This window comes from Reichenbachiella sp. MALMAid0571, from assembly GCF_040151475.1.
Taxonomy (GTDB): Bacteria; Bacteroidota; Bacteroidia; order Cytophagales; family Cyclobacteriaceae; genus CAXBNB01.
Genome location: NZ_JBDKWG010000149.1, coordinates 51,923 through 77,435 on the forward strand (window position 1 = coordinate 51,923; position 25,513 = coordinate 77,435).

The following is a 25,513-nucleotide window of genomic DNA, read 5'->3' on the forward strand; positions in this document are numbered from 1 at the left end:
GATTAATTTAACCTACTAAATCAAAATATCATGGAAGAAGAAAAAAAAGACCGTAACTCAGAAGCACTCAAAACAGGAGTGATACTTGGACTGCTCTCAATAATAATTTTGGTATTGGCTTATATCATTGATATTAGCTTTCTTGGTGATTGGAAACTTGGTATTGCTACCTCTGTGCTTTCACTTAGCTTGGTTAGTTATTTAGGAATCAAGTTTAGAAATGAAGAATCTGATGGTTTTATGGGATTCAAACCATCTTTTCTTTACAGTTTTGTTGCATTTTTTGTGTCAAGTATCATTTCAGCAGCATTTCTCATTTTGCTGTATGAGGTGATAGACCCGGAAGCACCTAAAATACTGGCAGATCAGGCCATAGAGAACACGGAAAAAATGATGAGGGGTTTTGGTGCTCCTGAAGAGAAAATAGAAGAAACACTAGAGCAACTTGAAGGTCAGATGGCTCAAAGTTTCTCTGCTGTAGGCATCATGAAAAATAGTTGGGTGTATTTTATCTCTTCAGCTATACTGGCACTTATCACCGGAGCTATCATCAAAAAATCAAAGCCTGATTTCGAGTAAAGAATGACCAATTCCCCTGATATTTCTGTAGTGATTCCGCTGTACAACGAAGAAGAATCGCTCAATGAACTGTGTACCTGGATTCATAAGGTAATGGAAGCCAATGGATACTCCTATGAAACATTGCTCATTGACGATGGCAGCACAGACACTTCCTGGGCCTGCATTATGGAGTTATCAGGGAAATTTGAATCAATAAAAGGCATCCGTTTCAACAGGAACTACGGCAAGTCAGCAGCACTTAATACAGGGTTTAAACATGCATCAGGCAATGTAGTGATCACTATGGATGCCGACCTGCAAGACAGTCCCGATGAAATCCCGGGACTGAACAAAATGATCGTAGAAGACGGATATGATATGGTATCGGGATGGAAAAAGAAAAGACATGACCCCATCTCCAAAACCATTCCATCGAAGTTCTTCAACTTTGTGACCCGCATGTTTTCAGGAATCAAATTGCATGACTTCAATTGCGGACTAAAAGCCTACAGAAACAAAGTAATCAAAACAGTGGATGTATATGGTGAAATGCACCGGTACATTCCATTTATAGCCAAATGGCATGGCTTTGACAAAATCGGGGAAATGGAAGTGGAACACCGTCCACGAAAATACGGGACTACCAAATTTGGGTTGGAAAGGTTTATTTTCGGATTTCTTGACCTACTATCCATCACCTTTGTATCAAAGTTTAAAAAACGTCCCATGCACTTTTTTGGTACGTTTGGTACTTTATCCATCCTATTAGGTTCAGTCATTACCTTTTGGGTGATCGGTGAAAAAATTTACAACATTTACAATCACCTGCCGATACGCGATGTGGTAGATCAGCCTCTTTTCTTTCTGGCATTAGTTGCGATCATCATCGGTGTTCAACTCTTTCTTGCTGGCTTTCTTGCCGAAATGATGATCCAGACAGGTGTGAAAAAGGAAGATTATGTGGTAAGTGAAACGCTGGGGATAGATTAAGAATGATTATTAATAATCACGTAAATACTTAGGAAAACTAGAATAATATTACTAATTTTATTAGCAAATAAACTTCAATAAAATAATAAAAGCAATATTAATGAACGAAATACTTGAGCAAGGACTAAAAAAATTAGGAATGGTTGGAGATTCCAATCATTCCTCAGGCCTTGTCTCTGTTCATAGCCATCAAGACCACTTAGCACCTGAAGAATATTTAGCTCTTGAAAACGCCAAGAAATATAAAGCTGACTTTGTTTATTTCAGAAGGTTTGAAAACCGTCCTTCCATTCCTCAAATTTTCATTTATGACTTCACAAATAAGATTGGGGTTGACGAACAAGAGCTAACTCAATTACACAAACAACTTTACAGTTCCGCTCAGGTTCCGATGTTCTTTGTGCTTACAAAAAGAGATGTAAGAATATTTAATTGTTTCGAAAGACCATCGGAAGGAAATCAGCTAAAGTATAAACCCTTAAAGGTTATAAAGTTGGCTGCAGATGTCTCTAAAGCTGTTCAACGAGAATATGATGAATTCTCTGGAAGGGCTTTTGATAATGGAACATTCTGGGAAAACTCAAAGTATAGCAAGCAGTTTAAGTTTAGTAATAGCGCATATGAGAAATTACTTACTGAATTAAAGCAAGCATTAAGGGACATCATCAAAACGAAAGTCCTACCCGCCAATATTGCTAGAAAGGTAATGGTGACCTCTATCCTTGTAAGGTATTTGGAGGAACGTAAAGACGAAGAGGGAAGAAAAGTATTTCCGAATGATTTTTTCAGTAATTTCATTGCTAACGGGGAAAAATTTACTGACGTTTTCGAAAAAAAGGGAGCATATCTGAGTCTTCTGGATTTCTTAGCTGAACATTTCAATGGAGGAATCTTTCAAGTAGATTATGATGACAGAGAGTTCTTAAAAACCGCTGATCTAAGTAGATTTGGCTTATTTCTGGAAGGTGAAGCAGAAGGGCTTCAACGGGTTTTATGGAAATTGTATTCGTTTAATGATCTACCTGTAGAGCTAATTAGTAATATCTATGAAGAATTTCTGGGGAAGCAACGAGGTGTAGTTTACACACCTCCATTTTTAGTCAATTTCCTCCTTGATGAATCCATGCCTCTTGAATCAGAGGCTACTGACTTTAAAATTCTTGATCCGGCATGTGGATCCGGTGTTTTTCTAGTTGGTGCATATAGAAGGCTTATTCATAGGTGGCGAAGAAATAATGGTTGGAAGAGACCATCATTAGAGACCCTCAAAAGTTTACTCAAGGAAAATATTTATGGAGTTGAGTTGAACAAAGATGCCGCTGACTTGACCATCTTCAGTTTAAGCTTAGCTCTGTGTGATGAGTTAACCCCTTTGCAAATCTGGGAGAATTTAAAATTTGACAACCTTCATGAGAAAAATATTATTCATGACGACTTCTTTAATGTATTAGCATCAAATAAACTGCAACATGAATTTGATCTGATCATTGGTAATCCACCATTTGATTCAAGTTTAACAGAACCTGCAAAAATTATTGAGAGTAAGGCGCTACTGCAAAGAAATGAATCAGAGGTAAATAAAAAGTCACATAAAAAGTCCAAACAGATAAAATTACCTGACAATCAGGTATCACTGCTGTTTCTTGAGCAATCAATTAAACTTTGTAAGCCACAGGGTTTAGTCTGCTTGATTCAACCCTCTGGTCCACTTCTTTATAACAATTCATCAACGGATTTTAGAAGGCTGTTATTTGAGAATTATAATATTCCTCAGGTAATAGATTTCACGCATATCAGTAGAATCCTTTTTGGTAAAAATGGCGATGTTGCCACTGCTGCAATTTTCATTAAAAATGAAAAAGCTAAAGAAAGAGGTGTGCTACATATTACCGCACGTAGAACCAAACCCCACAAAGAGAAGCTTTATTTTGAATTGGACACTTATGATTTTCATTATGTTCCAAGGCAGTTAGCTTTAAACGATCCTCTCATATGGAAGTCGAATTTTATTGGTGGGGCTAGAGTCCATCAGCTTGTTAAAAGGTTATCTGAAAATACCAGTTTAAAAGAATACTTGGATGAAAGAAAAAATCAGGGATGGGTGGCAAGTGAAGGCTTTACTGCGGCTACTAAAGGTGATTTCAAAAAACTAAAAACCTTAAGAGACAATCAGGAATTGGAGGAACTCAAACAATTTGAGGGTAAACTTCAATCCTCATTTATTACAAGCAAAAGATTCCTTCCCACAAAAGCACTTACGATTAATGGGATCGATGAAACTCTAATAGAGAACGAACCACCAGTTAAATATTTCCATAGCAAAGGAGAGTTAGGCATTTATGAGGCACCCCATCTGCTTATCAAAGAGCTAATTACCAATAACGTAATTCCTATGGACATCTCAACCGATGAATTATGTTTCCAGAGGCGAATAATAGGAATTCATGCTCCTTCAGAAGAGTTTGATAGTTTAAAGGAATTAAAGGAAAGATTATCAAAAACGGATATTTACCCTTTTTATATTGCAGCAACAAGTGGACAATATCTCGTCAACAAGTCTTCTGCAATTTATAAGCAGGATATAGAAAATTTACCATATCCTAAGAATATAGAGACTCTTGAAACCTCTTTTCATGAATCCTTGATAATTAATGATTTCAAGGGTTATTTGTTAGATTTCAGAAGAAATGGAGAAACATCTAAAGTTGCAACTCAAGACGCAACATCAGATGACCTTCAAAAGTATGGAGAAGTCTACTGTGACATATTGAGTAAGGTTTATCCTTCAATTAGACCATATGAGTACTTCGAAACCAATTCTTATATCTGTCACCCATTTTATTTCGGTGAAAACAAACCTGACATTGACTTTTCCAACGCTGATGAAGCCGAAAGTCATCTTGAAGCTTTGGTAAGGAAAAACCTCAATGCAAGTTTAAGACTTACCCGCATTGTGAGAATATATGAAGGGAACGTCATTTACCTGATCAAGCCTAAGAAGCTTCGCTATTGGCTCCAGTCGATTGCTCTACGAGATGCAGACGAAACATTTACAGACCTTAGAAAACAGGGGTATTGATGTTAGCAGATCGAATTGAAAATATCGGTAATGGAGAGCTTTCTGAAGGAGTTGAAATTGACGCTTCCATAAAGGCTGTTATTGAATTCATTGAAACGCACTTTTCTGGCTTCTCGGAGAAAGTTAAAGGAGAAATTACTGCAAGTGAAAAAGCGATAACTGATAAACTTTGCAAGTACTTTAATCGGGTTGCCGGATCTTATCCTTTCTACTTTCATCATGAAAATGTGGAAGACCATAGTTCAGGAATAAGTCCACAAATAGATATTGGCACTCTTTCACGAGAAGAACAAATCACCGTTGGAGATCGAAACTATGATGAGTTTGACTCGTTTTTCTCCATTGAGGCAAAAAGACTTCCAACGCCTGGTCAAAATCGAGAAAAGGAATACGTAATTGGTCATGATAAACCTACTGGTGGCATTGAGCGATTCAAGAAAGGTATTCATGGCAAAGGGCTTAGGTATGCAGCCATTATTGGATATGTACAAAAAGAAGATTTTGACTTTTGGTTTCTTCAAATCAATGATTGGATTGAAGAACTCGTAAAATCTTCCAATGGTGATTGGCTGACCCAAGATAAACTTAGAAAATTTGTTGGACATACTGGGGAGCAACTAGTAAAATTTGAGTCTGATCATATTAGAATAGATTTAGAGCCAGAAATTGAAAAGATTAAACTTTTGCATTTTTGGATAAATCTGGTTTCAGATAATACCTTCAATATTTAACCCCATGTTAGTGGAGCAAGCGTTAAATTCTAAAATCATATCAAGAAATCTCCAAAATTTAGAACCCTATCTGTCATTCCATTAATATTATTCCTAGCTTTGCGCTCTGAAATCAACTAACCAGCTACCAAGTCACTACATCAGGGAGCATTAAACCCACTTTAACGCCCTCATTCATCATAATTTACATCAAAAAAACTCAAAATGGTTTTTATCAAAAAACTAAAAGACAAACAATTTAACATTAAAAATGAAGTCCTTTCCGGGCTCACCGTGTCATTGGCACTGGTACCAGAAGCGGTGGCATTTTCATTAATAGCCAGCGTCAGTCCATTGATCGGATTATATTCAGCATTTTTTTTGGGATTGATTACCGCAGTTCTTGGTGGTAGGCCAGGTATGATCTCAGGAGCTACCGGAGCAATCGCTGTAGTAATTGTCAGCCTTGTGATGAGGCATGGAGTGGAATACCTGTTTGCGGCAGTTATACTTATGGGTTTGATCCAAATAGTAATCGGAGCACTGAGACTTGGGAAGTTCATCAGACTTGTCCCCCATGCAGTAATGTTTGGGTTTGTTAATGGACTGGCAATTGTAATCTTCATGTCTCAGTTGAACCAATTCAAAACTCTGGGTGAAGATGGAAGCCTCCACTGGCTTACCGGATCAGCACTCTATATCATGCTTGCATTTGTGGTGATGACCATGGCGATCATCCATTTTATGCCAAAACTCACCAAGGCAGTACCAGCTTCTTTAACAGCCATTTTAGTCGTTTCCGCTATCATCATAGGTTTTCAAATTCCTACCAAAACTGTGGGTGATATTGCCTCCATTTCCGGTGGTTTGCCGCAATTTCACCTGCCAAATATTCCTTTTGATTTTGAGACCTTAAAAATTATATTTCCATATTCCCTTATCATGGCATTGGTTGGGCTTATAGAAAGTTTGCTAACCCTGACTGTGATTGATGAAATGACCGAAACCCGTGGACGTGGCAACAAAGAAAGTGTTGCGCAGGGTATTGCCAACTTAGTATGTGGTTTCTTCTCAGGAATGGGTGGTTGTGCGATGATTGGACAAAGTATCATCAATGTAAACTCAGGCGGACGAAACCGGCTTTCAGGAATAGTTGCTTCTATTGGGCTATTGACATTTGTGCTTTTCGGCTCTTCCTACATCGAGCGTGTCCCTATGGCTGCTTTGGTCGGGCTAATGTTTATGGTCTCCATTGGCACCTTCGAATGGGCCAGTTTAAGGATCTTCAAAAAAGTACCGACAACCGACGTAGTAGTAATGGTACTGGTGTCTTTAATTACAGTATTTTTCCATAACCTCGCAGTAGCTGTCATCAGTGGTGTGGTAATCTCCGCATTGGCCTTTGCTTGGGAAAATGCCAAAAAGATCAGGGCCAGAAAGTATGTAGATGAAAAAGGGGTGAAACATTATGAAGTATTTGGCCCTTTATTTTTTGGATCAATCACCGCTTTTCATGAAAAATTTGATGTGCTCAACGACCCTGATGAAGTGGTGATAGACTTTCTGGAATCCAGAATCATTGACCATTCTGCCATAGAAGCACTCAACAAAATAACTGAACGCTACCAAAAAGTAGGTAAAAGAGTACAATTGAAGCACCTTTCCGGGGATTGCCTTGCTCTACTAGACAATGCTTCGGAGCTTATTGACATCAACTATTGGGAAGATCCAAAATACAAATTAGTGTCGGATAAGTTGGGATAAATCTGACATTAGGCAGGTCAGTATCCAGGGCATACGCATTTAAAACAAACCCTTCCTACCGCACCCCTGACTTCCATCAGGCAAGTTGTTGCGGTATCTTTTAAAATCACAGTCAAATCTAAGATCCCCCTGAAAGTCAGGGGATAATAATATGTTTTAAATGCGTTTGCCCTGGATCAATATCCCCTGCTTATAGATTTTCCTTCGGTGGTAAAAGAAACACCCTGTTGTCCGTTGGTAGAAATGTGTATGGCCTGAAAAACAGGCTTTACATGTTTATGACGAGCACTCCAAATAATGAGAAAGTTGGCTCCAGATCCACCAGTATCGTCATCTTGCTCTATCACATAGTCGATGGTTTCCATTGGCCGCAAATATGATGTGTTTTCAATATAGCTTCTGACCAAATCACCCTGCGTATTGTAGTAGTCTATGGAATTCATATAAATTGTATCCACCAAACTGGTATTTCTGATACTCAAAGTAGCTGTAAGCAAAAATCGTGAATCCTTGGTTTTACTATATATATCAGAATAAATAGGAACATACACCGTGTCCACAACAGCCATAATGTCGCTATTAGCAGCAACGTGGCGATCTTCGATTACTCTCTGAGCATGTGTCCCCTCATTAGGATTTTTCTCCAGACAAGAAATTAAGAGCAGGAAGGGGAAAAATATTGATATTCTATACATTTATGTTAATGCTTAAAACTGAAAATGTTTTACTTATTGGGAAAACTGACTTTAAAATTTAATTGAAATATCAAGATGTCCACCAAGACCTTCGTTGATAATCCTTTGTAAGGTTGAAAAACGAATATCTTTTAGGTTTCTCTCCAGTTTTGAGATATACGACTTGTTAGTCCCTGCCAATTCAGCCAACTGTTCTTGAGTCAACCCTTTTGTTTCCCGTGCCTGCTGAATCAAGACACCCAATTTAAAAACATTGTAATCAGCTTCAAAACGTTCTCGTTCCTCTGTATCCACTTTTCCAATTTTTTCATCAATAAATTGATCCAGACTTTTTAAGTCCTTATTCTTTGCTGTCATAATATTCTTGTTTAATCTGTTCTGCTCTTTCTATCTCGTTTTTAGGTGTTTTCCGGCTTTTCTTCTGAAATCCATTTCCGATTACAACAAGGTTATCAATATCAAAAAAGCAAAAAATCCTAAATATGTTACTGCCAACCTGAACTCTGATTTCATAGAGACCTGAAGTGTTTTTCAAATGTTTCAAATACAACTCTGGAATCCTGTCTATTTCTTCTATGACTTTGAACGTCCAGAGAATTTTAGTTTGAACCTTGGACACTTGGTTATCAAAAAACTTATTGAAGTAATTTTTAAAGAAGTAAAGTTCACGTTTCTTTGCCACAAAACAAAGATAATAAAAGTAGTCCAATTAGACAACTTACCTAAGGCCAGTAAGGTATGACATGCTTATTCTAATCTTAGCTCTTACTTGTCAGGCCTCCACAAGACGTTAAGATCAATGGGAGAGTCAAAAATATAATAACTACAAGAGTTTACCACCGAGACAGAGTCTCTACCCTTCATTCATTACTTTCAAATCATCCTTAGGAAGACTTAATAGAACGGGGTTTCTTTTCCTTTAATACTTATGAATAGAGTATAATGAAGGGATTAATGCCGTTTTGGGATCGTTCGGCATGTAGAAAATTGATAGTTCATCCCCTCGTTCCAGCTGCCTATGATATGCAGATTTAAATGAATAATTCAAAGGACAGTTATCTACTTCATATTGGAAATGGTATTCCTTAACAACTCGGCCATTGTGTTCTGAGTTAGTATTAGAAACCCTTGTTATTCGAGCAATAGTTTTTTCTCCATATTTGATTACTTGGGTTCCAACCTTGAGCGTTATTATTTTTCGTCTTATGAAAAACACTCCAATTCCAAGAAATATCAAACTCACCAGAGCTTGAACATCTTGAGTCTTAATTAACATTCCAATTCCAATTATTCCTCCAATTGTAAAAAATTCGCCAATTAAGTAAGGAGCTGTTTTGAAATACAACAAACAGTATTCGTGATTATTTATGTGTCTTTTTTCCTTCAACGCAGATTAATTAATGTCAACATTTGAGCATATACACTTTGATGGTATATACTTGTCTTATAACTCTCTCAAATAGACATTATCACGGTTGATTTATTATGGAGAATTTTGCTCTTAAAAAAACCGCCAATTCATTGCTAATTTTGGAGAAAAAAATCTTGTAATCTCTCTATGCACAATCAACCGTGATAATGTCTAATATAAAGGAATTCATTTATTCTTCTTGCGGTTTGCACTTTTCACTCCATCATAAATGATCGAATGAAAATCTCATGTGGAATCAACTCGTTGGGAGGTTGGTTTATCCTTGTAGAGTACCTGCTGATGCCTCCTCCTCCCATAGACACACCTATGCCTCCAAGTCCTCCACGCATGCCCAATCCCGATGAAGCAAATCCGGAAGCCCCTCCTCCGATACCAACCCCTCTTGATCCGATTTCAACCAGAAAAGACAACTTGCCTTGCTCTATATTTTTTTTCTTTGCCAACTCCTGAACATAGTAGAGTGAAAATTGAGCCTCATATATTAACTCCTTTTTGTCTTCGTCAATGCGTACTGCGGCATTCATATCACCACCGGAAATATCAACCCATTCATATTTCGATCCTACCTTCCTCACTCCCCTGATCAGAGCAGGCTTTCCAGCCAATAAAAGCTCAGGATTGTCTTCCGGATTGTACTTATGTCTTCTTTTATCCATATCTATTTTTGCAGCATTGGTATAGACAATACCCAGATTTTTGGATTTTGCTCCGTTTCCATCTACCCAGACTGTAATTCCAAAATCATCGGATTTTTTGATGAGTTCACTGTCATAAGTTTTTAGCAGCAGGTAAACATTCTGATCGTCGTTGTATATGCCATACGAGGTTTGTTCGCTTACATTGACATGAGTCAGTGTAGGCCAATCTTCGTCACTTCCATCTATATTGATTCCTATAATGGCACGGCTTGGCAAGATACCTGACACACTGCATCCCATACTAATGATAGCCATCAACGCAATTGCCAAATTTGAATACTTCATCATTTTACAATTTATTAGACGCATACTGCGCACATTACACTTAATGGAGGCCGAGAATCCCTCCACGGTTTATCGCCCCAATCCATGTCCTGACGTTTGTTAAGATGCCATTGCTATAACTCTACCGTTTTTTTGTCATTTCTGACAAGGGTGATTTTTCTTATATTCAGGGCTATTATGGCGAAGACATAAAACCATAATGGGTTAATTTGAATTCTTAAACTGAAAGACAATGTGCACAGGAGTTGAGAGCTCCTCAATTTTTCTTAAAATCATTGATATTTACTCTTCACAAACCACCTTTCCCTGATCGAAACATTCAGGGTAAATTCATTGGTAGATTCATAAATCAGATCGTTCTTTAGCGTACCATTGTATTTTCTATGGTAAGAAATATTGATGGTACTTCCGCTATGCGGCATGGGTATTCCCAGTCCGGCAGTGATCCCCCATCTGTAAAAGGAAGTGTTACTAACTTCCAAATACGAGTTTTCAACATACGCTCCTGTTCTGAAGCTCATCCTTTTGGCAAAATCCTGACTTTGAAAATCCGGTGTAAATTCCAACCCCAGGGAATAACGCCAGGTATCTTTCAGGTCTTGCTCGTCTCCCAACTTCCCCTTACTCCATTGCCTGAATTCCACATCTGTACCAACCAGCACTTTTTTATTTCTAAAAGAAGTACCAAAACCTACTTTCTGCGGCAAGAAATAATCATTAGTGTATTCGGTTTCATCATAGATAATTTCCAAATCGCTACTGGATATGGACGATTCTGTATTTCCGTCCATATGTGTGCCATTGTCATAAATCAACCCAATATTAAACTGATGGTTTGGACGTTGGATTAAATAATTTAGACCAAAATCAGCATTTAGCTGCATAATATGAATTGAGTTTTCAACATTGAAAGCACTACTTCCCTGAGCAGAAGTAGCCACTTCATTCTTGAAAATATTACCGAAGATAAATGAAAACTTAGCTCCTAAAGACAGGTTTTTTGTGATCAGAAAACTATTGGAAAAGTAAATATTATTGAGTCCTCCGCTTCCATAATAGTTGACACTGTATTCGTTATTGTTGGACACAAGTACATTGTTGTCAACGATGTTATAACCAACATCACTGAAATTTGACAATCCAAACAATCCTGTCCATCTGTTATTGAACCTGAACCAATAGCTCAACTGTGAGATTCCCCCATTGCCTACATTCTCTGTTGCAGAATTCGTTTTCAACTGGGTGTTGTTCAAGTAAATACCAACATCAAAGACATGAGAAAAATATCCCCCAACAATGGCATTGGCAGCCGGGTTTACAATATTAACAAAATTGGGATTGCTCATACCAATGGAAGTAAATCCCATGCCCGCACTCTGCACCGACACTGGCGTTTTCAGTTCGCCTATGCCGAACATAGAATACACTGATCCGGCACTGTTTTGAGCGCAAACTGCCAATGGACTCAACAGCAACGATAAAAAAATTATTTTTCTCATGTAAACAAAATATGATTGGTACTCCAATTTTTTGAGTTGATACAGAATGGTTTGTAGCACTAAGGTTATTTCAAAAGATCAATCGTCCTCATCGTAAATTTCGTCAGGACGAAATTCCCAAATATCATCGAAACGGGAACTGCTGTTTTGTCCTAAAGCCACAAAGATCCTTCCACTGACTACAAAAGCTACTGCTCCTTGCCTCGAGGTTCCTTCAAATGATGTTTTTTCTTTCCACAAATCATATACAGGATCATATCTCCACACCGACGATAAGTTTGAAGAACCATTTCCAGTAGTAACGTAACCATATCCATCCAAAGAAAATGACACAGCCTTTTCTCTGGCAACACTGTAATCATCATCATCATCGATATCCAACTTTGCGATCCAATCAAGTGCTACCGGATCAAACTCCCAAAAATCCATTTGATACAGCCCGTTGTTGGTACCTAATCCGAGATACGCTTTGTCATCTATTACAAAAGCTGTAGCGTTATTTCTTTTTTCTCCTTCAAGGCTGACAATCTGAGTCCATGTATTGGTAGCAGGATCAAACTCCCAAAAGTCTTTGAGGTAATTGCCATCATAGCCGGTTCCGATATACCCTTTGCCATTCACTGCAAACCCGGTAGCCGACAACCTTGGAGAACCTCCAAAATCAGGCAACTGAGTCCATTCTCCTGTATTGACATCATATTCCCAAAAATCATTTACTTCATCGTCTCCGTTGTAGCCGGTACCCACATAACCTTTGCTACCTATAGAAAATGATACAGTGGATGTTCGTCCGTCACCCGGAAAATCAGCCATTTTCTTCCAATAGTTTTCATCGGGATTATATGACCACAGATCCGTCAAATAGTCGTCACCATCATACCCCAGGCCTACATACGCCCTCTCCCCGACTACAAAAGCTATAGCTCCTGACCTGCCCACACCTTCGAATGACGATCGCTTGATCCAGTTTCCATCCTCTACAGTGTCATCATCGCTGGTGCAACCAGACAAATACACCAGCACCGCCATTAAACCATAAATAATATACCTTCTATTCATTTTTAATTTTTATTAAGTTTAACATTATATAAGTATTGAATTCATCATTATTCGAATCTGCAATCACCAAATTGTCCATGCTTTCGGTAAAAGAATTGGTTGAAGGAACAAACAACAGGGCGTTTTCATTTTCTTCTAAAATCCCCAGTTGCAGTTGCACAAAATCATTTATATCAACCAGATATTGGGTATCTCTGTCAAATTCATCATCTTCATAGAGATAGGCAGTGAATGTGCTGGTACTAATAGCCTCATTGTCTTTATCCACAATAGTGCCTTGTAGTGTACCAGGCATCTTTTTATTTCCATTTTTATATCGGTCTATCATTGGCCTGAGGCTAAGCAAAACTTCATCGATGGCTATGGCAGGATTGTCATAAAGAATCTCCCGTAAATAAGGAAGCTCTATCCTTAGAGCCATTCTGGCTCCTGCCATCAGGTAAACCATATTATCTGATTGATCAGAAGGCAAATCATTGTCAGATTCTATAATGGATTGAGTGAGGGTATTCTCCTTGTCTGCCTCTACGTGGTTAAAATAATCATTGGTGCCTTCTACGGTAAAAGTCAACTCCTTTTCTTGATAAGGAATAGCAGCATAATCCGTATAGTTGATTCTAAATTCTACAGCAGTCGTAAAACCCAGAATGGCTGTGTTGTTTTCATCGGATTCTATTTTGAATCCATGAATGATGTCGGTGAAATCGGGGTATTCTTCCAAATCATCATTGTAGGTGATATCAAAGATTTGCTTTCCTAATCTATCCGGCAATTCGATTTCTATATATCCTGAGCCTCCATCAATGCTTTTAGTGGGATGGGGAATGAATGTCAGTTCGCCCAATGGGCTATCGATACCATTTTCATATTTAATGGAAAATTCTGATGTATTGTACAACTGAGTGTCACCATCGTCGTTTTCCTGTTCCATTTCTTCAGCCAATTCAAATACACGCAGGGTTTGAAACTGAGTGGTGTCATTTAAATAGTAGCCGTCGTAATACAACCTCAGTACGGTATAGTTATATTTCAACAAATCAGGATCCTCGTCTTTGTGTGATACGTTTGCAGTAAATCTGAAATAGGGACAAGGATTGACCATTCCAAAATCAGAATCTATGTAACTACCTGCTAACAAGCGACTGGCACTGCTGGTTACAAAACTATCCAGCATCACCGTTGACATCTTCATAGTCAGCGTATCCCACGAAGCAAGTTCAAAAGAGGCTTCATTGATAAATTGTAACCCAATGGTTGGCTCTTCTTCTGTACATGCCCACATGCTCATGGCTGCTACACTTCCCACAATTACCAACACACGCTTTAGTTTTCCTAGCATAAAAACACTCATTTATATTCAATATACTCTTCAAATGAGCCTTAGACAATGAAAAGATGTATGTGGTTTTTGGTATTCAACTAACAGCAATAGTTTATCAACCAACGACAATGTTTTAATTCCATAGAGCTTGGTTGGGGTTGGCTACAGAAAAGCAGGCGTGGTGTACTGTGCTAAAGAATTTATATAAAACAGGAACGAAAGCAACCATTGGACTGTGATGTTCATTGACAAACTATTGCTATTGGTTGAAAACACAGCATGCACTATCGTATTTATTCTATATTTGATTTGACTCTACTATGTTACAATCAATTAAAAAATATAAAACACCAATCAGTCACCTACTTATATGGCTCACCATATTCATTTTACTTCTATTGATCCTTCCCAACAGGTTTGGGCAAAGTAACGTTTCTCGTTCGTTGTTCATGACCATTGCTTATGGTTCACTTATTTTGGTCAATACACAGTGGATGATGCCAAAGCTTTTCTACAAGAAAAAGTACTCTACTTATTTTCTTTTTTGCGTACTTATTTTCGTTCTGGTTTACGGCTATTTTTTTCTGGTTTATTCTTATGCAGTGCACATTGAATTTCCTGAAAAGTTTCATGAGCAAATGAAGCTCAAACGAGACTTCAAGCCCAACAATCATTTTCCCATATTTGGAGATATGATAATAGGTGTTTTGATTTTCATTACTTCTATTGCCTTCAAAAGCTCTCAACTGGCGGTATTAAAAGAAAAAGAGACAATCCAACTCAAGAATGAAAATCTGAATACGGAACTGAAGTTTCTCCGGTCTCAAATCAATCCACACTTTTTATTTAACTCTCTCCATAATATTTATACTTTATCCGTCATCAAATCGGACAAAACCTCTCAAATGATCATTATGCTATCAGACATGCTCAGATTCATGTTGTACGATTGTAAAAAAGAAAAAGTAATGATCAGCAGAGAAGTGGATTACCTCAAAAATTTTATAGCCCTGGCAAGGCTTAAAGACGAACACATTAAAAATATAGCCACTGAATTCGATATTCAAAAAGAAGATCTCCTGATCGAACCCATGCTTTTCATTCCATTTCTGGAAAATAGTTTTAAACACAGTAAAATAGAAGATTTGGAAAATGGCTGGATAAATCTAAAAATGAAGGCAGAAATGAATAAGGTGACATTTGAATTGGAAAACAGTATTGCAAAAAATAAATTTACCAAGGATCAGGTAGGTGGAATTGGGCTTGAAAATGTAAAAAGACGGCTATCGCTACTCTATCCGGATAATCACGAACTGTCCATCACACAATCTACTGATACTTTCTCTGTCAAATTAAACCTCTTAGTTTGATGAAACTCAAGTGTATTGTAATCGATGACGAGCAACTTGCCAGAAAGCTGCTCGAAGAATACATAGGAAAAATACCGGGGTTGGAACTGGTTGGGCAATTTAAAAATCCTTTGGATGCCATTACTGCGTTGAATCAGCAAGAAGTTGATCTGATTTTTCTTGACATTCAAATGCCTGACCTTACAGGATTGGAATTCTTAAAAACAACAAAAGTTGATGCAGATATCATTTTTACTACTGCCTATTCAGAATATGCACTGGAGGGGTATTCTTTAGATGTGACAGATTATCTTTTGAAGCCTTTCCCTTTCGACAGGTTTGTACAAAGTGTAAATAAGGCAATAAAATCTATTTCGTTAAAACGAAACACAAAGCAAAACACAAATGACTCAACATACATTACAGTAAACTCCGAACACAAGACCTACAAAATAATACTGGATGAAATTGACTATATAGAAGGCCTCAAAGAATATGTTTCTTTCTATGTAAAAGGGAAACGTATCATTTCGTTGTTGTCATTAAAGCATCTGGAAGACACCCTTCCATCAGGTAAGTTTTTACGTGTACATAAATCCTACATTATTCCGGTCAATAAGGTAGAAGTACTGGAAGGAAACCAACTAAAAATCAAAGATAAGTTGATACCAATTGGGAGGAGCTATAAGGATGTTGTTCATGCTAAGATTTTTAAGGAGCTGTAATAATTTGTTAAACTATCTTTTTGAGAGGCTACTTAAAAATTCATCAGCAGTCATGACAGGAAGTAAGGATTTTTTAAAATCTCTTCCGTTTCTTGTAATAATTATTTTACAGTCTGAATCTACGGCACTAAAATATTGAAGTGCATCTTCAAAATCATTGAAAGATGAATTCAATCCTTTTTCGATTGTATATTGATCCAAAGGACAGATTTCACTTAATATCTTAAATTTTTGTAATTTTTCCTTTGCAATTTTAGAACTCTCAAATTTTGAAATAAAATAGTTGACCGTAGCAAATGAAATTGGTGAAACAACCAATGTCAACGTCTTTTTTTCAGCCAAAGTGGCGATTTTGGCAATTGGTTCATAAAAGGGATTTCTTTCACCCAATAAATCCAACATGACGTTGGTGTCTATAAAAATTCTTTCCCTCATTTGTATTTCTGAACTAAATGATCAGAATATTCTTTTTTATGATCCAAGTCAGTTGGAATGTTTGTTCCTGTAGCAATACTCTTGACAAAAGGCGAAATATCAAATTCCCCTGTTTTCTTTTCAGAGGTCAATGATTTAAGATACGATTCCACAATTCGAGACAAACTCATTTTTTTATCAGAAGCATATTCTTTTGCTTTTTCGATAATTTCCCGATTCAGCTTTAAAGTCAATTTAGTATCCATAGAAATCTTGATGTACGTACAAATATATTAAGTTATACGTATAATATCATTTTAGTTCAACAATACCTTTATTATTACAATCAAAAGAGGCCACTTCAAGGTATTGATGGAAAAACTCCAGCATTATTTAATCAAAACTGTCCTCGAATTACCTGACACATACAACAATGACAAAGTTGCAATTTTCTAAGCCTGACAACTAAGGAAACCTAAAACCAGCAGGGAATCCGTTTTTATATCTTTTTTACCGATCCAAACCCCAAGGAAATGGTTTTAAGTTTAAAATCAGATTCCTCAAACATATTCGTAAGGCCATTATTGTATTCTGTGAAAAATTGAAAAGCAAGTTTCGGGTTAAAATTGTATTCGATTCCACACTCCAGCTTTCCACTAATATTGTACTTGTTTTTAACAATTTCATTCGACACTTCATATTGATTGATCAATCCAAGGTCAGCATATATTTTTAGTTTCCCAAGAGGAAAATAGTACCTGAGACTGACTGGGATTTCTATAAATTGTAATTCAATTGTTTCTGAACCTAGAGGGACTAAAAAAATAACAGGAACCACAACTATGGAAACTGGTGCGGTATCTTCTCAAATCACATCAACCTTAAGAGACCCCAGACCCGTTCTGGATAGTAAGAAATTTTAACTGCCTTTGCTTTGCAGCCAGAACTTCCGGTTCTCAATAAACCGAACATTTTATTACTTTTGAGCATGTATTGGAATTGATGCTAATTTGAAGATTTAGATGAGCTGTCTAATAAATTAAACCCATCAAAAAAATATACTAGAAGACAAATTTGGTAGCAAAAAATGAAAACAGTAGAATCTTATATTGAGGAGTACAAGGGTTTAGAGCTAAATGAAGTTGTTGGTTACAACAAGTTCAATGGGTATGCCATTACAGCTCATAGTACTCAGATTGAAGGATCTACACTTTCTATTGAAGAAACCAGTCTTCTTATTGATGAAGGCACTACTCCAAAAGGCAAACCATTAGCGCATTCATTAATGGTCAAAGACCACCATAATGCATTGCAAATGGTTCTCAAATTTGGGAAAAATTCAACTCCTTTGAATCTAAAAACAATATGCCTAATCAACGAGGCTGTAATGAAAAACACAGGCAAAAAGTACAATACGGCTTTGGGTACAGTAGATTCTTCAAAAGGAGAATTAAGAAAAGGGTCGATCTTAGTTCAAAAGAGATATTTCCCTGCTTACAACAAGGTACCTGACCTGCTGAATAAACTTTGCGAGCAACTCAGCGAAAAAATGTCTGACAAACTTTCTCTTAGAGAACAAATAAATTTGTCTTATAGTGCTCATTTTAATCTGGTAAGTATTCACCCACATTATGATGGAAATGGAAGAACCGCAAGACTGTTGATGAATATGATTCAAAATTCCTTTGATTTGCTCCTTTCTATAGTGTACAATGAAGATAAGTTGGAATATTTCAATGCGCTGGAGGAGAGCAGAGATTCAGAATCATTGATTCCTTTTTATGAGTTTATGGATCAACAATATATCAAATACTTATCTTTAGAAATAGACAGATTCAACAATCACATGAATAAAGGAAGAGGAATGACTTTACTGTTTTAATTACCAGATAAGAATATATTCAATGATTATTCCTAACACTTTTCTTTTCTACTCAAGATTAGTTTACCATATAATTTACAACAACTTAACTAACAATTAATACAATGGGATTTCGATCTTTTCTTAGTAAACCTTTTGCCAGGTATGTAGTAAAAAAGCAAAAACTATGGATGCAAAACCCTGTTGGTGCTCAGCAAAAAATACTTAAGGATATTCTAAAAAAGGCCTCACAAACCAAATTTGGAAAAGATCATAATTTCTCCTCAGTCAACAACCATCAGGAATTCAAATCAAACGTTCCTGTAAGAGATTACGAACAACTCTCCTCATACATCAATATGGTGGTAAAAGGAGAAAAAGACATACTCTGGCCTGGGAAACCGGAATATTTTGCTAAAACATCCGGTACTACCTCCGGGATCAAATACATACCTATCACCAAAGACTCCATCCCAAACCACATCAACAGTGCCAGAGATGCATTGCTAAACTATGTGTATGAGACAGGCAACAGTAAATTTCTTGATGGCAGCCTGATCTTCCTTTCCGGAAGTCCTGTATTGAATCAAACAGCAGGAATCAATACCGGACGCTTATCGGGAATTGTGAATCACCATGTGCCCTCCTACCTGCGATCCAACCAGATGCCGAGCTACGAGACCAATTGCATGGAAGACTGGGAAGACAAAGTAGATAAAATTGTCGAAGAGACCTTGCACAAAGACATGTCCCTGATCTCAGGAATACCACCATGGGTACAAATGTATTTCGACAAATTAAATGAGAAAACCGGAAAGCATATCAAAGACATTTTTCCCAATTTCTCCTTATTCGCCCATGGAGGAGTAAATTTTGAGCCTTACAAAGCCAAACTGTTTGATAGTATAGGAAAATCGGTAGATTCCATAGAAACTTACCCTGCATCCGAAGGATTTATCGCCTTTCAGGACAGTCAGGAAGCAGAAGGATTGCTATTCCTTTTAAACTCGGGTATATTCTATGAGTTTATTCCTGCCGATGAATATTTCAACGAAAACCCTACCCGACTACATATCGGAGAAGTGGAACTTGGAGTCAACTACGCCGTGATCATCAACAGCAATGCCGGACTCTGGGGTTACTCTATCGGAGACACAGTGAAGTTCGTGTCCAAAGACCCATACAGGATTATTGTATCTGGAAGGATAAAACACTTTATATCGGCCTTTGGAGAGCATGTGATCGGTGAGGAAGTAGAAAAAGCACTGAACCATGCCGTATCTCTTTTCCCGGAAACAGAAGTAATAGAGTTCACAGTAGCACCACAAGTTGCCCCGGAAAATGGGCTGCCACAGCACGAATGGTATATTGAATTTGACAAAAAACCATCTGACCTGATAGAATTTACCAAAGCAATCAATTCCAAATTGCAGGAATTAAATGCATATTACGACGACTTAATTACAGGCAATATTCTTGAAATACTGAAACTGATCCCATTGAAAAAAAATGCCTTCATAGATTACATGAAATCTCAGGGAAAACTTGGTGGACAAAACAAAGTTCCCCGACTATCAAATGACAGAAAAATTGCAGATGCTTTGATAAAATTTAAAATATGAACCTGAGAAACCATCCAACATTGAAATCTATATTAAAACAACATTGGAAATTGACTATTCTTAAGTGGAAATGATGAAAGATGAAAAGAAGAATATCGCAATTCTGGGTTCTACCGGATCTATCGGAACACAAACACTGGAAGTGATTGCTGCCAACCCCGATCATTTCGAGGTAGAAGTGCTGACTGCCAATTCCAATGCAGAACTCTTAATTACACAAGCTAAAAAATTCAACCCCAATGCTGTTGTCATCACCAATGAGGATAAATATGCAGAAGTTTTTGAAGCACTAAATCCGCTCGATATAAAAGTATATGCAGGGGAAAAAGCACTCATCAGTGTAGTTGAGATGGACACAATAGACCTTGTATTAACTGCCTTAGTAGGCTATGCCGGATTGATGCCCACTATAGCTGCCATCAAAGCGGGAAAACACATTGCCTTGGCGAACAAAGAAACCCTTGTGGTAGCAGGCGAGCTAATCACAAAACTGGCTTATGACAAAGGCGTAAATTTATATCCGGTAGATTCGGAACATTCAGCCATATTTCAATGCCTGACTGGAGAATTTCACAACCCAACAGAAAAAATAATACTGACTGCCTCAGGTGGCCCATTCAGAGGAAAAAATACTGACTTTCTTAAAACCGTTACAAAAGCACAAGCCCTAAACCATCCCAACTGGGACATGGGCGCAAAAATCACCATTGATTCAGCCTCTTTGATGAATAAGGGACTGGAAGTGATAGAAGCAAAATGGCTGTTTGGTGTCCGCTACGATCAAATCGAAGTGGTAATTCATCCTCAATCTATCATTCATTCGATGGTGCAATTCACCGACGGCTCCATAAAAGCACAACTCGGACTGCCTGACATGCGTTTACCGATACAATTTGCCTTAAGTTACCCCAATCGGTTGGATTCTGATTTTCAAAGGTTTAACTTCGCCGATTACCCGTCATTAACCTTTGAGCAACCAGACATGGAAACGTTCAGAAATTTGAAGTTGGCTTATGAGGCGATGGAAAAAGGAGGCAATCAACCTTGTATCTTAAATGCAGCAAATGAAATCGCTGTAGAAGGTTTTTTAAGCGACAAAATTGGTTTCCTCGAAATGTCAGATGTTGTTGAAAAATGTATGGGAATATTACCACACATCTCTCAGCCCAGCATCGAAGATTATGTTAACACAGATAAAGAAACAAGAATAAAAGCTTTAGAAATAATTAATTAATGGAAGGATTAGTAATGACTGCCCAATTGATTTTGGGTCTTTCAATTTTAGTAGGAGTACACGAGTGGGGACATTTGATTGCCGCCAAAGCATTTGGTATGAGAGTTGAGAAGTTTTCAATTGGGTTTCCTCCAAAAATATGGGGATTTCAATACGGTGAAACCGAGTATTCCATTGGAGCCATACCGCTTGGAGGATTTGTAAAAATATCGGGAATGATCGATGAATCGCTCGACACCAAAAACATGAAAGCCGAACCTGATCCATGGGAGTTCAGGGCTAAACCAGCCTGGCAGAGACTTATCGTAATGATGGGTGGAATCATTGTAAACGTGATCACAGGCATCCTCATATTCATAGGTCTTTTTTACAGTCAGGGAGAGTCTATCGTCACCAAAGAAGAACTGAACAAACACGGTATTTTGGCTTATGAATTAGGGCAGGAAATCGGTTTTAAAACCGGAGATAAAGTATTAGAAGTCAACGGAAAAGATTTTAAAGAATTCACTGACCTTATCAGTCCTGAAACTATCATGGCTGAAAACGCATCGTATCTGGTGCAAAGAGGAAATGAAAAAATAACCATCAATATACCCATCACTTTTTTAGACAAATATTCTGATAAGGAAAACAAAGGCAGGTTTATTAGCTTTCTTCTTCCTTTTGAAGTGGGGCAAGTGATGGTCGGTACCGGAGCTGACAAAGGAGGATTGAAAGAGGGAGATAAGTTTGTATCGATAAATGGGCAACCGATTACCTATTTCCATGAGCTAAAAGAGGTACTGGATAAAAGTTCAGATACGGAAATTACCGCAGTAGTAAAGCGAAAATCAGGAAAAGAAGAATCTCTGAACATACAGGTAGATGAAGACGGCACTCTGGGATTCTATCCCGTATCACTATTGAACTACTCTCACTACGACTACAACTTGGCAGAAGCTACAGTAAAAGGAACGGAAGAAGCTTTCGGGAAAGTATGGGTAAATATTCTTGGCTTTGGGAAAATATTCCGCGGAGAAGTATCTCTGTCAAAATCACTAAGTGGCCCTATCAGAATAGCACAGATTTATGGAGGTACATGGAGTTGGGTGAAGTTCTGGAATATTACAGGACTACTATCCATGATCCTTGCATTTATGAATTTCCTGCCCATACCGGCACTGGATGGCGGGCATGTAGTCTTCCTGACTTACGAAATGGTATCGGGTAGAAAACCTTCAGATCAATTCTTAGAAAATGCCCAAAAAGTAGGCATGATACTGCTACTCGGCATCATGGGATTTGCCATTTTCAATGACATCTTTCAGTCAATTTTTTAGAAAACAGCTACATACCTCCCATAAAAAACATTTTTTGTCTGTTTTGCTTTGTTTTAGGAACGAATGTGATACATTTTTAGAGCAAGTGATTAAACCAAAACATCTTATAAAAGGAGTTCATAAAATTTGGCTTTACTAAACTTTGAAAGTTTAGTAAAGCCAAATTCCCACAGTTGATTACGGCTTTTCCATTTTTAGACCAGTATTGCATTCTTAGAAAAGGGTTGGCTTATTTATGTCAAACAATACTTCTATCTTTGCGCAAAAAAAGTGTCAGTGCGAAAAGATTACAAAAGATATACCATTACCTCGGCCTTGCCCTACGCAAACGGCCCATTACACATTGGACATATAGCAGGAGCTTATTTACCCGCCGACATTTATGTCCGGTATTTGAGATCGAAGCAAAAAGACGTACTCTATGTGTGTGGAAGTGACGAACATGGTGCTGCCATTACCATTAAGGCCAAAAAAGAGAGTACTACCCCTCAGGCAATCATCGACAAGTACCATGAATTGAATAAAAGTACTTTTGAGAAATTTGGTATTTCTTTTGACATATACCACCGCACTTCAGCGAAGATTCACCACGAAACTTCACAGGGATTTTTCACCAATTTGTATGAAAAGGGTGAATTTGAAGAAATAGAATCGGAACAATTTTACGATGAGGAATACAAACAATTCCTCGCTGACAGGTATGTAACTGGCACCTGTCCAAAATGTGGCCATGACAGTGCTTATGGAGATCAGTGCGAAAAGTGCGGCTCCTCTTTGAGCCCTACTGACCTGATCAATCCGGTATCCACATTGAGCGGAAAAACACCTGTACTTAAAACGACCAAGCATTGGTTTTTACCTTTGGACAAATACCAGCCCTGGCTGGAAGAGTGGCTGATAGAAGGCAAAAAAGGGGAATGGAAATCTAATGTTTATGGACAGTGCAGTTCGTGGCTCAAAGAAGGCCTGCAACCTCGCGCCATGACCAGAGATCTGGACTGGGGAGTGGATGTTCCTTTGAAAGAAGCTGTTGGAAAAAAATTGTATGTGTGGCTGGATGCCCCCATCGGCTACATCTCTGCCACCAAGCAGTGGGCCATCGACAATGGAAAAAACTGGGAAGACTACTGGAAAAAACACGACAATGAAGAGGACGATGCTTGCCTGATACACTTTATAGGGAAAGACAACATAGTGTTTCATTGCATCATTTTTCCTTCCATACTCCATGCTCATGGAGGGTATATTCTGCCCGAAAATGTACCAGCCAATGAATTCCTCAACCTGGAAGGAGAAAAGCTCTCTACGTCCAGAAACTGGGCGGTATGGTTAGACAAATACCTTGAAGATTTTCCGGGAAAAGAAGACGTATTGCGCTATGTGCTTTGCGCTACCGCTCCGGAAACAAAAGACAATGACTTTACCTGGAAGGATTACCAAACGAGAAACAACAGTGAACTAGTAGCCATTTTAGGTAATTTCGTCAATCGGGCAGTCGTGCTTACTCATAAGTTTTTTGAAGGGAAAGTTCCTCAAGCCGGAGCATTGGAAGCTATCGACACACAGACTTTGGAGGAGCTCAAGCAGTTTCCGGATAAAATTGCAGAGTCTATTGAAAAATTCAGGTTCAGAGAAGCACTGAGCTATGTGATGGATCTTGCCAGACTGGGCAACAAGTACCTGGCAGACACAGAACCTTGGAAAGTCATCAAAACGGATCAAGAAAGGACTGCAACAATATTAAATATTGGGCTACAAATAGCAGCGAGTTTGTCCATAGTGGCAGCACCATTTTTACCCCGAACATCTGAGAAATTAGGGAAACTCCTCAATGTTGACGTTTCGGATTGGGACAATGCCGGATCCGACACATTGCTGGTTGCCGAAAATGCAATAAACGAAGCTACTCTGCTATTTGATAAAATAGAAGATGAAGAAATACAAAAACAAATCGACAAACTGAAAAAACCCGTGACTGTGGAAGCCAAAGAAGTAACTCCCCAAAAAGAAGAGATAGCATTTGATGACTTTCTGAAAATGGATATTCGTGTAGGTACTATTTTGGAAGCGGAAGCAGTACCTAAATCCAACAAGCTGTTGAAATTTTTGGTAGATACAGGCATGGACAAAAGAACCATCCTTAGTGGCATTGCCAAGCACTACAGCCCTGAAGAAATGATTGGCAAGCAAGTGACCATATTGGCCAATCTCGCCCCAAGAAAAATAATGGGTGTGGAAAGTCAGGGCATGATCCTGATGGCAGAAAATAAAGACGGTAGCTTGAAACTCTTACAACCAAATGATTTGGCGGACAATGGGGCAATGGTGAGTTAAAGACTGCTAGAAAAATGTTTTGCCTAGGTAATTGTGATTATTTTCTTCTACCTTTAAGAAAAGGATATATCTAAAATGGATAGAACTGAATTTAAAAGAGAGCTAGAAAGACATAAAAATCAAATTGATGCGAGCATAAAGTTCCTTCAAAAAGGATTTGAAGAACTCAATCAAAGAAACTATGAATTTTATGACTTTATAGAGTCAAATTATTTCGACCTAGAGGAAAGATTATCAAAACTGGAACGACAGGTCAACAATTTGTCATAAGTAATTTTAATTCATCATCACAAAAACACCCCAGTAGTATGGGTCTTTAAATTTGTTTTTGAGCAATTTTTGAGCAGAAATAAACGCTTCCTGTTTATTTCCTGTCTTTAGCCAGCCTGTTGTTTTAAGTCTTCCGAAGGATGACTTGAAACTTCTCATGAAAACCAGTGTCTTCGACACAGCATCTTTCATTCAATCATTTATGAGTGACAATAATTCTTTCTTACCCGAATAGCCTCTGGCACTTGAATATTTGCAGGCTTTCCAATACTTCTCCCCTAGCACAAGCGAG

Annotated in this window: 25 protein-coding genes; 13 read left to right on the forward strand and 12 right to left on the reverse strand. The window is 38.0% G+C overall.

Annotation, left to right across the window (positions count from 1 at the left end; translation table 11 throughout):
• Positions 1 to 30 precede the first annotated feature (30 nt).
• The 5 genes from AAOP42_RS21020 to AAOP42_RS21040 all read left to right on the forward strand — a co-directional run bounded on the left by AAOP42_RS21020 (position 31) and on the right by AAOP42_RS21040 (position 7,104).
• Entirely contained in the window at positions 31 to 579 is a 549-nt protein-coding gene (locus AAOP42_RS21020; RefSeq protein ID WP_349530557.1) for a DUF4199 domain-containing protein, read from the forward strand.
• 3 nt (positions 580 to 582) lie between these two features.
• Positions 583 to 1,551, forward strand: a complete 969-nt coding sequence (locus AAOP42_RS21025) for a glycosyltransferase family 2 protein (RefSeq protein WP_349530558.1) — start codon at positions 583 to 585, stop codon at positions 1,549 to 1,551.
• Positions 1,552 to 1,651: 100 nt separating this feature from the next.
• On the forward strand, positions 1,652 to 4,630 hold the full coding sequence (locus tag AAOP42_RS21030; protein ID WP_349530559.1) for an HsdM family class I SAM-dependent methyltransferase: 2,979 nt from the start codon (positions 1,652 to 1,654) through the stop codon (positions 4,628 to 4,630).
• Positions 4,630 to 5,361 carry a hypothetical protein gene (locus AAOP42_RS21035; RefSeq protein WP_349530560.1) on the forward strand — a complete coding sequence of 244 codons (732 nt, stop codon included), beginning with the start codon at positions 4,630 to 4,632 and terminating at the stop codon, positions 5,359 to 5,361. Before AAOP42_RS21030 ends, AAOP42_RS21035 begins: the two co-directional genes overlap by 1 nt.
• A 204-nt stretch (positions 5,362 to 5,565) precedes the next feature.
• The gene (locus AAOP42_RS21040) at positions 5,566 to 7,104 is read left to right on the forward strand and encodes a SulP family inorganic anion transporter (RefSeq protein WP_349530561.1); all 1,539 of its coding nucleotides are present in this window, start codon (positions 5,566 to 5,568) and stop codon (positions 7,102 to 7,104) included.
• 176 nt (positions 7,105 to 7,280) lie between these two features.
• Here AAOP42_RS21040 and AAOP42_RS21045 read toward each other — a convergent pair whose 3' ends face one another.
• The 8 genes from AAOP42_RS21045 to AAOP42_RS21080 all read right to left on the reverse strand — a co-directional run bounded on the left by AAOP42_RS21045 (position 7,281) and on the right by AAOP42_RS21080 (position 14,111).
• Positions 7,281 to 7,799 (reverse strand): DUF3124 domain-containing protein, encoded by a 519-nt coding sequence (locus AAOP42_RS21045; RefSeq protein WP_349530562.1) that lies wholly within the window; start codon positions 7,797 to 7,799, stop codon positions 7,281 to 7,283.
• A gap of 51 nt (positions 7,800 to 7,850) precedes the next feature.
• Complete coding sequence (locus tag AAOP42_RS21050; protein WP_349530563.1) at positions 7,851 to 8,156, reverse strand: helix-turn-helix domain-containing protein; 306 nt, start codon at positions 8,154 to 8,156, stop codon at positions 7,851 to 7,853.
• Positions 8,140 to 8,481 carry a type II toxin-antitoxin system RelE/ParE family toxin gene (locus AAOP42_RS21055; RefSeq protein WP_349530564.1) on the reverse strand — a complete coding sequence of 114 codons (342 nt, stop codon included), beginning with the start codon at positions 8,479 to 8,481 and terminating at the stop codon, positions 8,140 to 8,142. Before AAOP42_RS21055 ends, AAOP42_RS21050 begins: the two co-directional genes overlap by 17 nt.
• Positions 8,482 to 8,718: 237 nt before the next feature.
• Entirely contained in the window at positions 8,719 to 9,186 is a 468-nt protein-coding gene (locus AAOP42_RS21060) for a DUF3592 domain-containing protein (RefSeq protein ID WP_349530565.1), read from the reverse strand.
• 239 nt (positions 9,187 to 9,425) lie between these two features.
• Positions 9,426 to 10,217: a hypothetical protein gene (locus AAOP42_RS21065; protein ID WP_349530566.1), complete on the reverse strand. Its 792-nt coding sequence runs from the start codon at positions 10,215 to 10,217 to the stop codon at positions 9,426 to 9,428.
• Positions 10,218 to 10,486: 269 nt separating this feature from the next.
• Positions 10,487 to 11,713 (reverse strand): BamG family beta-barrel-assembly machinery protein, encoded by a 1,227-nt coding sequence (gene bamG, locus AAOP42_RS21070; protein ID WP_349530567.1) that lies wholly within the window; start codon positions 11,711 to 11,713, stop codon positions 10,487 to 10,489.
• A gap of 78 nt (positions 11,714 to 11,791) precedes the next feature.
• Positions 11,792 to 12,772 carry a Kelch repeat-containing protein gene (locus AAOP42_RS21075; RefSeq protein ID WP_349530568.1) on the reverse strand — a complete coding sequence of 327 codons (981 nt, stop codon included), beginning with the start codon at positions 12,770 to 12,772 and terminating at the stop codon, positions 11,792 to 11,794.
• Entirely contained in the window at positions 12,765 to 14,111 is a 1,347-nt protein-coding gene (locus AAOP42_RS21080; RefSeq protein ID WP_349530569.1) for a hypothetical protein, read from the reverse strand. The genes AAOP42_RS21075 and AAOP42_RS21080 overlap by 8 nt, the downstream gene beginning before the upstream one ends.
• Before the next feature lie 302 nt (positions 14,112 to 14,413).
• Between AAOP42_RS21080 and AAOP42_RS21085 the strand changes: the two genes are divergently transcribed.
• Both AAOP42_RS21085 and AAOP42_RS21090 read left to right on the forward strand, forming a co-directional pair.
• Positions 14,414 to 15,463 carry a sensor histidine kinase gene (locus AAOP42_RS21085; protein WP_349530570.1) on the forward strand — a complete coding sequence of 350 codons (1,050 nt, stop codon included), beginning with the start codon at positions 14,414 to 14,416 and terminating at the stop codon, positions 15,461 to 15,463.
• Positions 15,463 to 16,167 carry a LytR/AlgR family response regulator transcription factor gene (locus AAOP42_RS21090; RefSeq protein WP_349530571.1) on the forward strand — a complete coding sequence of 235 codons (705 nt, stop codon included), beginning with the start codon at positions 15,463 to 15,465 and terminating at the stop codon, positions 16,165 to 16,167. Before AAOP42_RS21085 ends, AAOP42_RS21090 begins: the two co-directional genes overlap by 1 nt.
• Positions 16,168 to 16,179: 12 nt before the next feature.
• Here the strand turns inward: AAOP42_RS21090 and AAOP42_RS21095 are convergent, their stop codons facing one another.
• The 3 genes from AAOP42_RS21095 to AAOP42_RS21105 all read right to left on the reverse strand — a co-directional run bounded on the left by AAOP42_RS21095 (position 16,180) and on the right by AAOP42_RS21105 (position 17,419).
• A complete protein-coding gene (locus AAOP42_RS21095) occupies positions 16,180 to 16,602 on the reverse strand; it encodes a type II toxin-antitoxin system VapC family toxin (protein ID WP_349530572.1) in 423 nt (140 codons plus the stop codon).
• Positions 16,599 to 16,847: a DUF6364 family protein gene (locus tag AAOP42_RS21100; RefSeq protein ID WP_349530573.1), complete on the reverse strand. Its 249-nt coding sequence runs from the start codon at positions 16,845 to 16,847 to the stop codon at positions 16,599 to 16,601. Before AAOP42_RS21100 ends, AAOP42_RS21095 begins: the two co-directional genes overlap by 4 nt.
• A 233-nt stretch (positions 16,848 to 17,080) precedes the next feature.
• Positions 17,081 to 17,419, reverse strand: coding sequence for an outer membrane beta-barrel protein (locus AAOP42_RS21105; RefSeq protein ID WP_349530574.1), 339 nt, complete (start codon positions 17,417 to 17,419; stop codon positions 17,081 to 17,083).
• Positions 17,420 to 17,668: 249 nt separating this feature from the next.
• Between AAOP42_RS21105 and AAOP42_RS21110 the strand changes: the two genes are divergently transcribed.
• The 6 genes from AAOP42_RS21110 (at position 17,669) to AAOP42_RS21135 (ending at position 25,221) form a co-directional block, all read left to right on the forward strand.
• Entirely contained in the window at positions 17,669 to 18,463 is a 795-nt protein-coding gene (locus AAOP42_RS21110) for a Fic family protein (RefSeq protein WP_349530575.1), read from the forward strand.
• A 104-nt stretch (positions 18,464 to 18,567) separates the two neighbouring features.
• Positions 18,568 to 20,064, forward strand: coding sequence for a GH3 auxin-responsive promoter family protein (locus tag AAOP42_RS21115; protein ID WP_349530576.1), 1,497 nt, complete (start codon positions 18,568 to 18,570; stop codon positions 20,062 to 20,064).
• A 70-nt stretch (positions 20,065 to 20,134) separates the two neighbouring features.
• Positions 20,135 to 21,298 (forward strand): 1-deoxy-D-xylulose-5-phosphate reductoisomerase, encoded by a 1,164-nt coding sequence (locus tag AAOP42_RS21120; protein WP_349530577.1) that lies wholly within the window; start codon positions 20,135 to 20,137, stop codon positions 21,296 to 21,298.
• A complete protein-coding gene (gene rseP / locus AAOP42_RS21125) occupies positions 21,298 to 22,617 on the forward strand; it encodes an RIP metalloprotease RseP (RefSeq protein ID WP_349530578.1) in 1,320 nt (439 codons plus the stop codon). The genes AAOP42_RS21120 and rseP overlap by 1 nt, the downstream gene beginning before the upstream one ends.
• A gap of 276 nt (positions 22,618 to 22,893) precedes the next feature.
• Positions 22,894 to 24,951, forward strand: coding sequence for a methionine--tRNA ligase (gene metG / locus AAOP42_RS21130; protein WP_349530579.1), 2,058 nt, complete (start codon positions 22,894 to 22,896; stop codon positions 24,949 to 24,951).
• Positions 24,952 to 25,026: 75 nt separating this feature from the next.
• Complete coding sequence (locus AAOP42_RS21135; protein ID WP_349530580.1) at positions 25,027 to 25,221, forward strand: hypothetical protein; 195 nt, start codon at positions 25,027 to 25,029, stop codon at positions 25,219 to 25,221.
• Positions 25,222 to 25,227: 6 nt separating this feature from the next.
• Here AAOP42_RS21135 and AAOP42_RS21140 read toward each other — a convergent pair whose 3' ends face one another.
• Complete coding sequence (locus tag AAOP42_RS21140; RefSeq protein ID WP_349530581.1) at positions 25,228 to 25,380, reverse strand: hypothetical protein; 153 nt, start codon at positions 25,378 to 25,380, stop codon at positions 25,228 to 25,230.
• Positions 25,381 to 25,513: the final 133 nt, after the last annotated feature.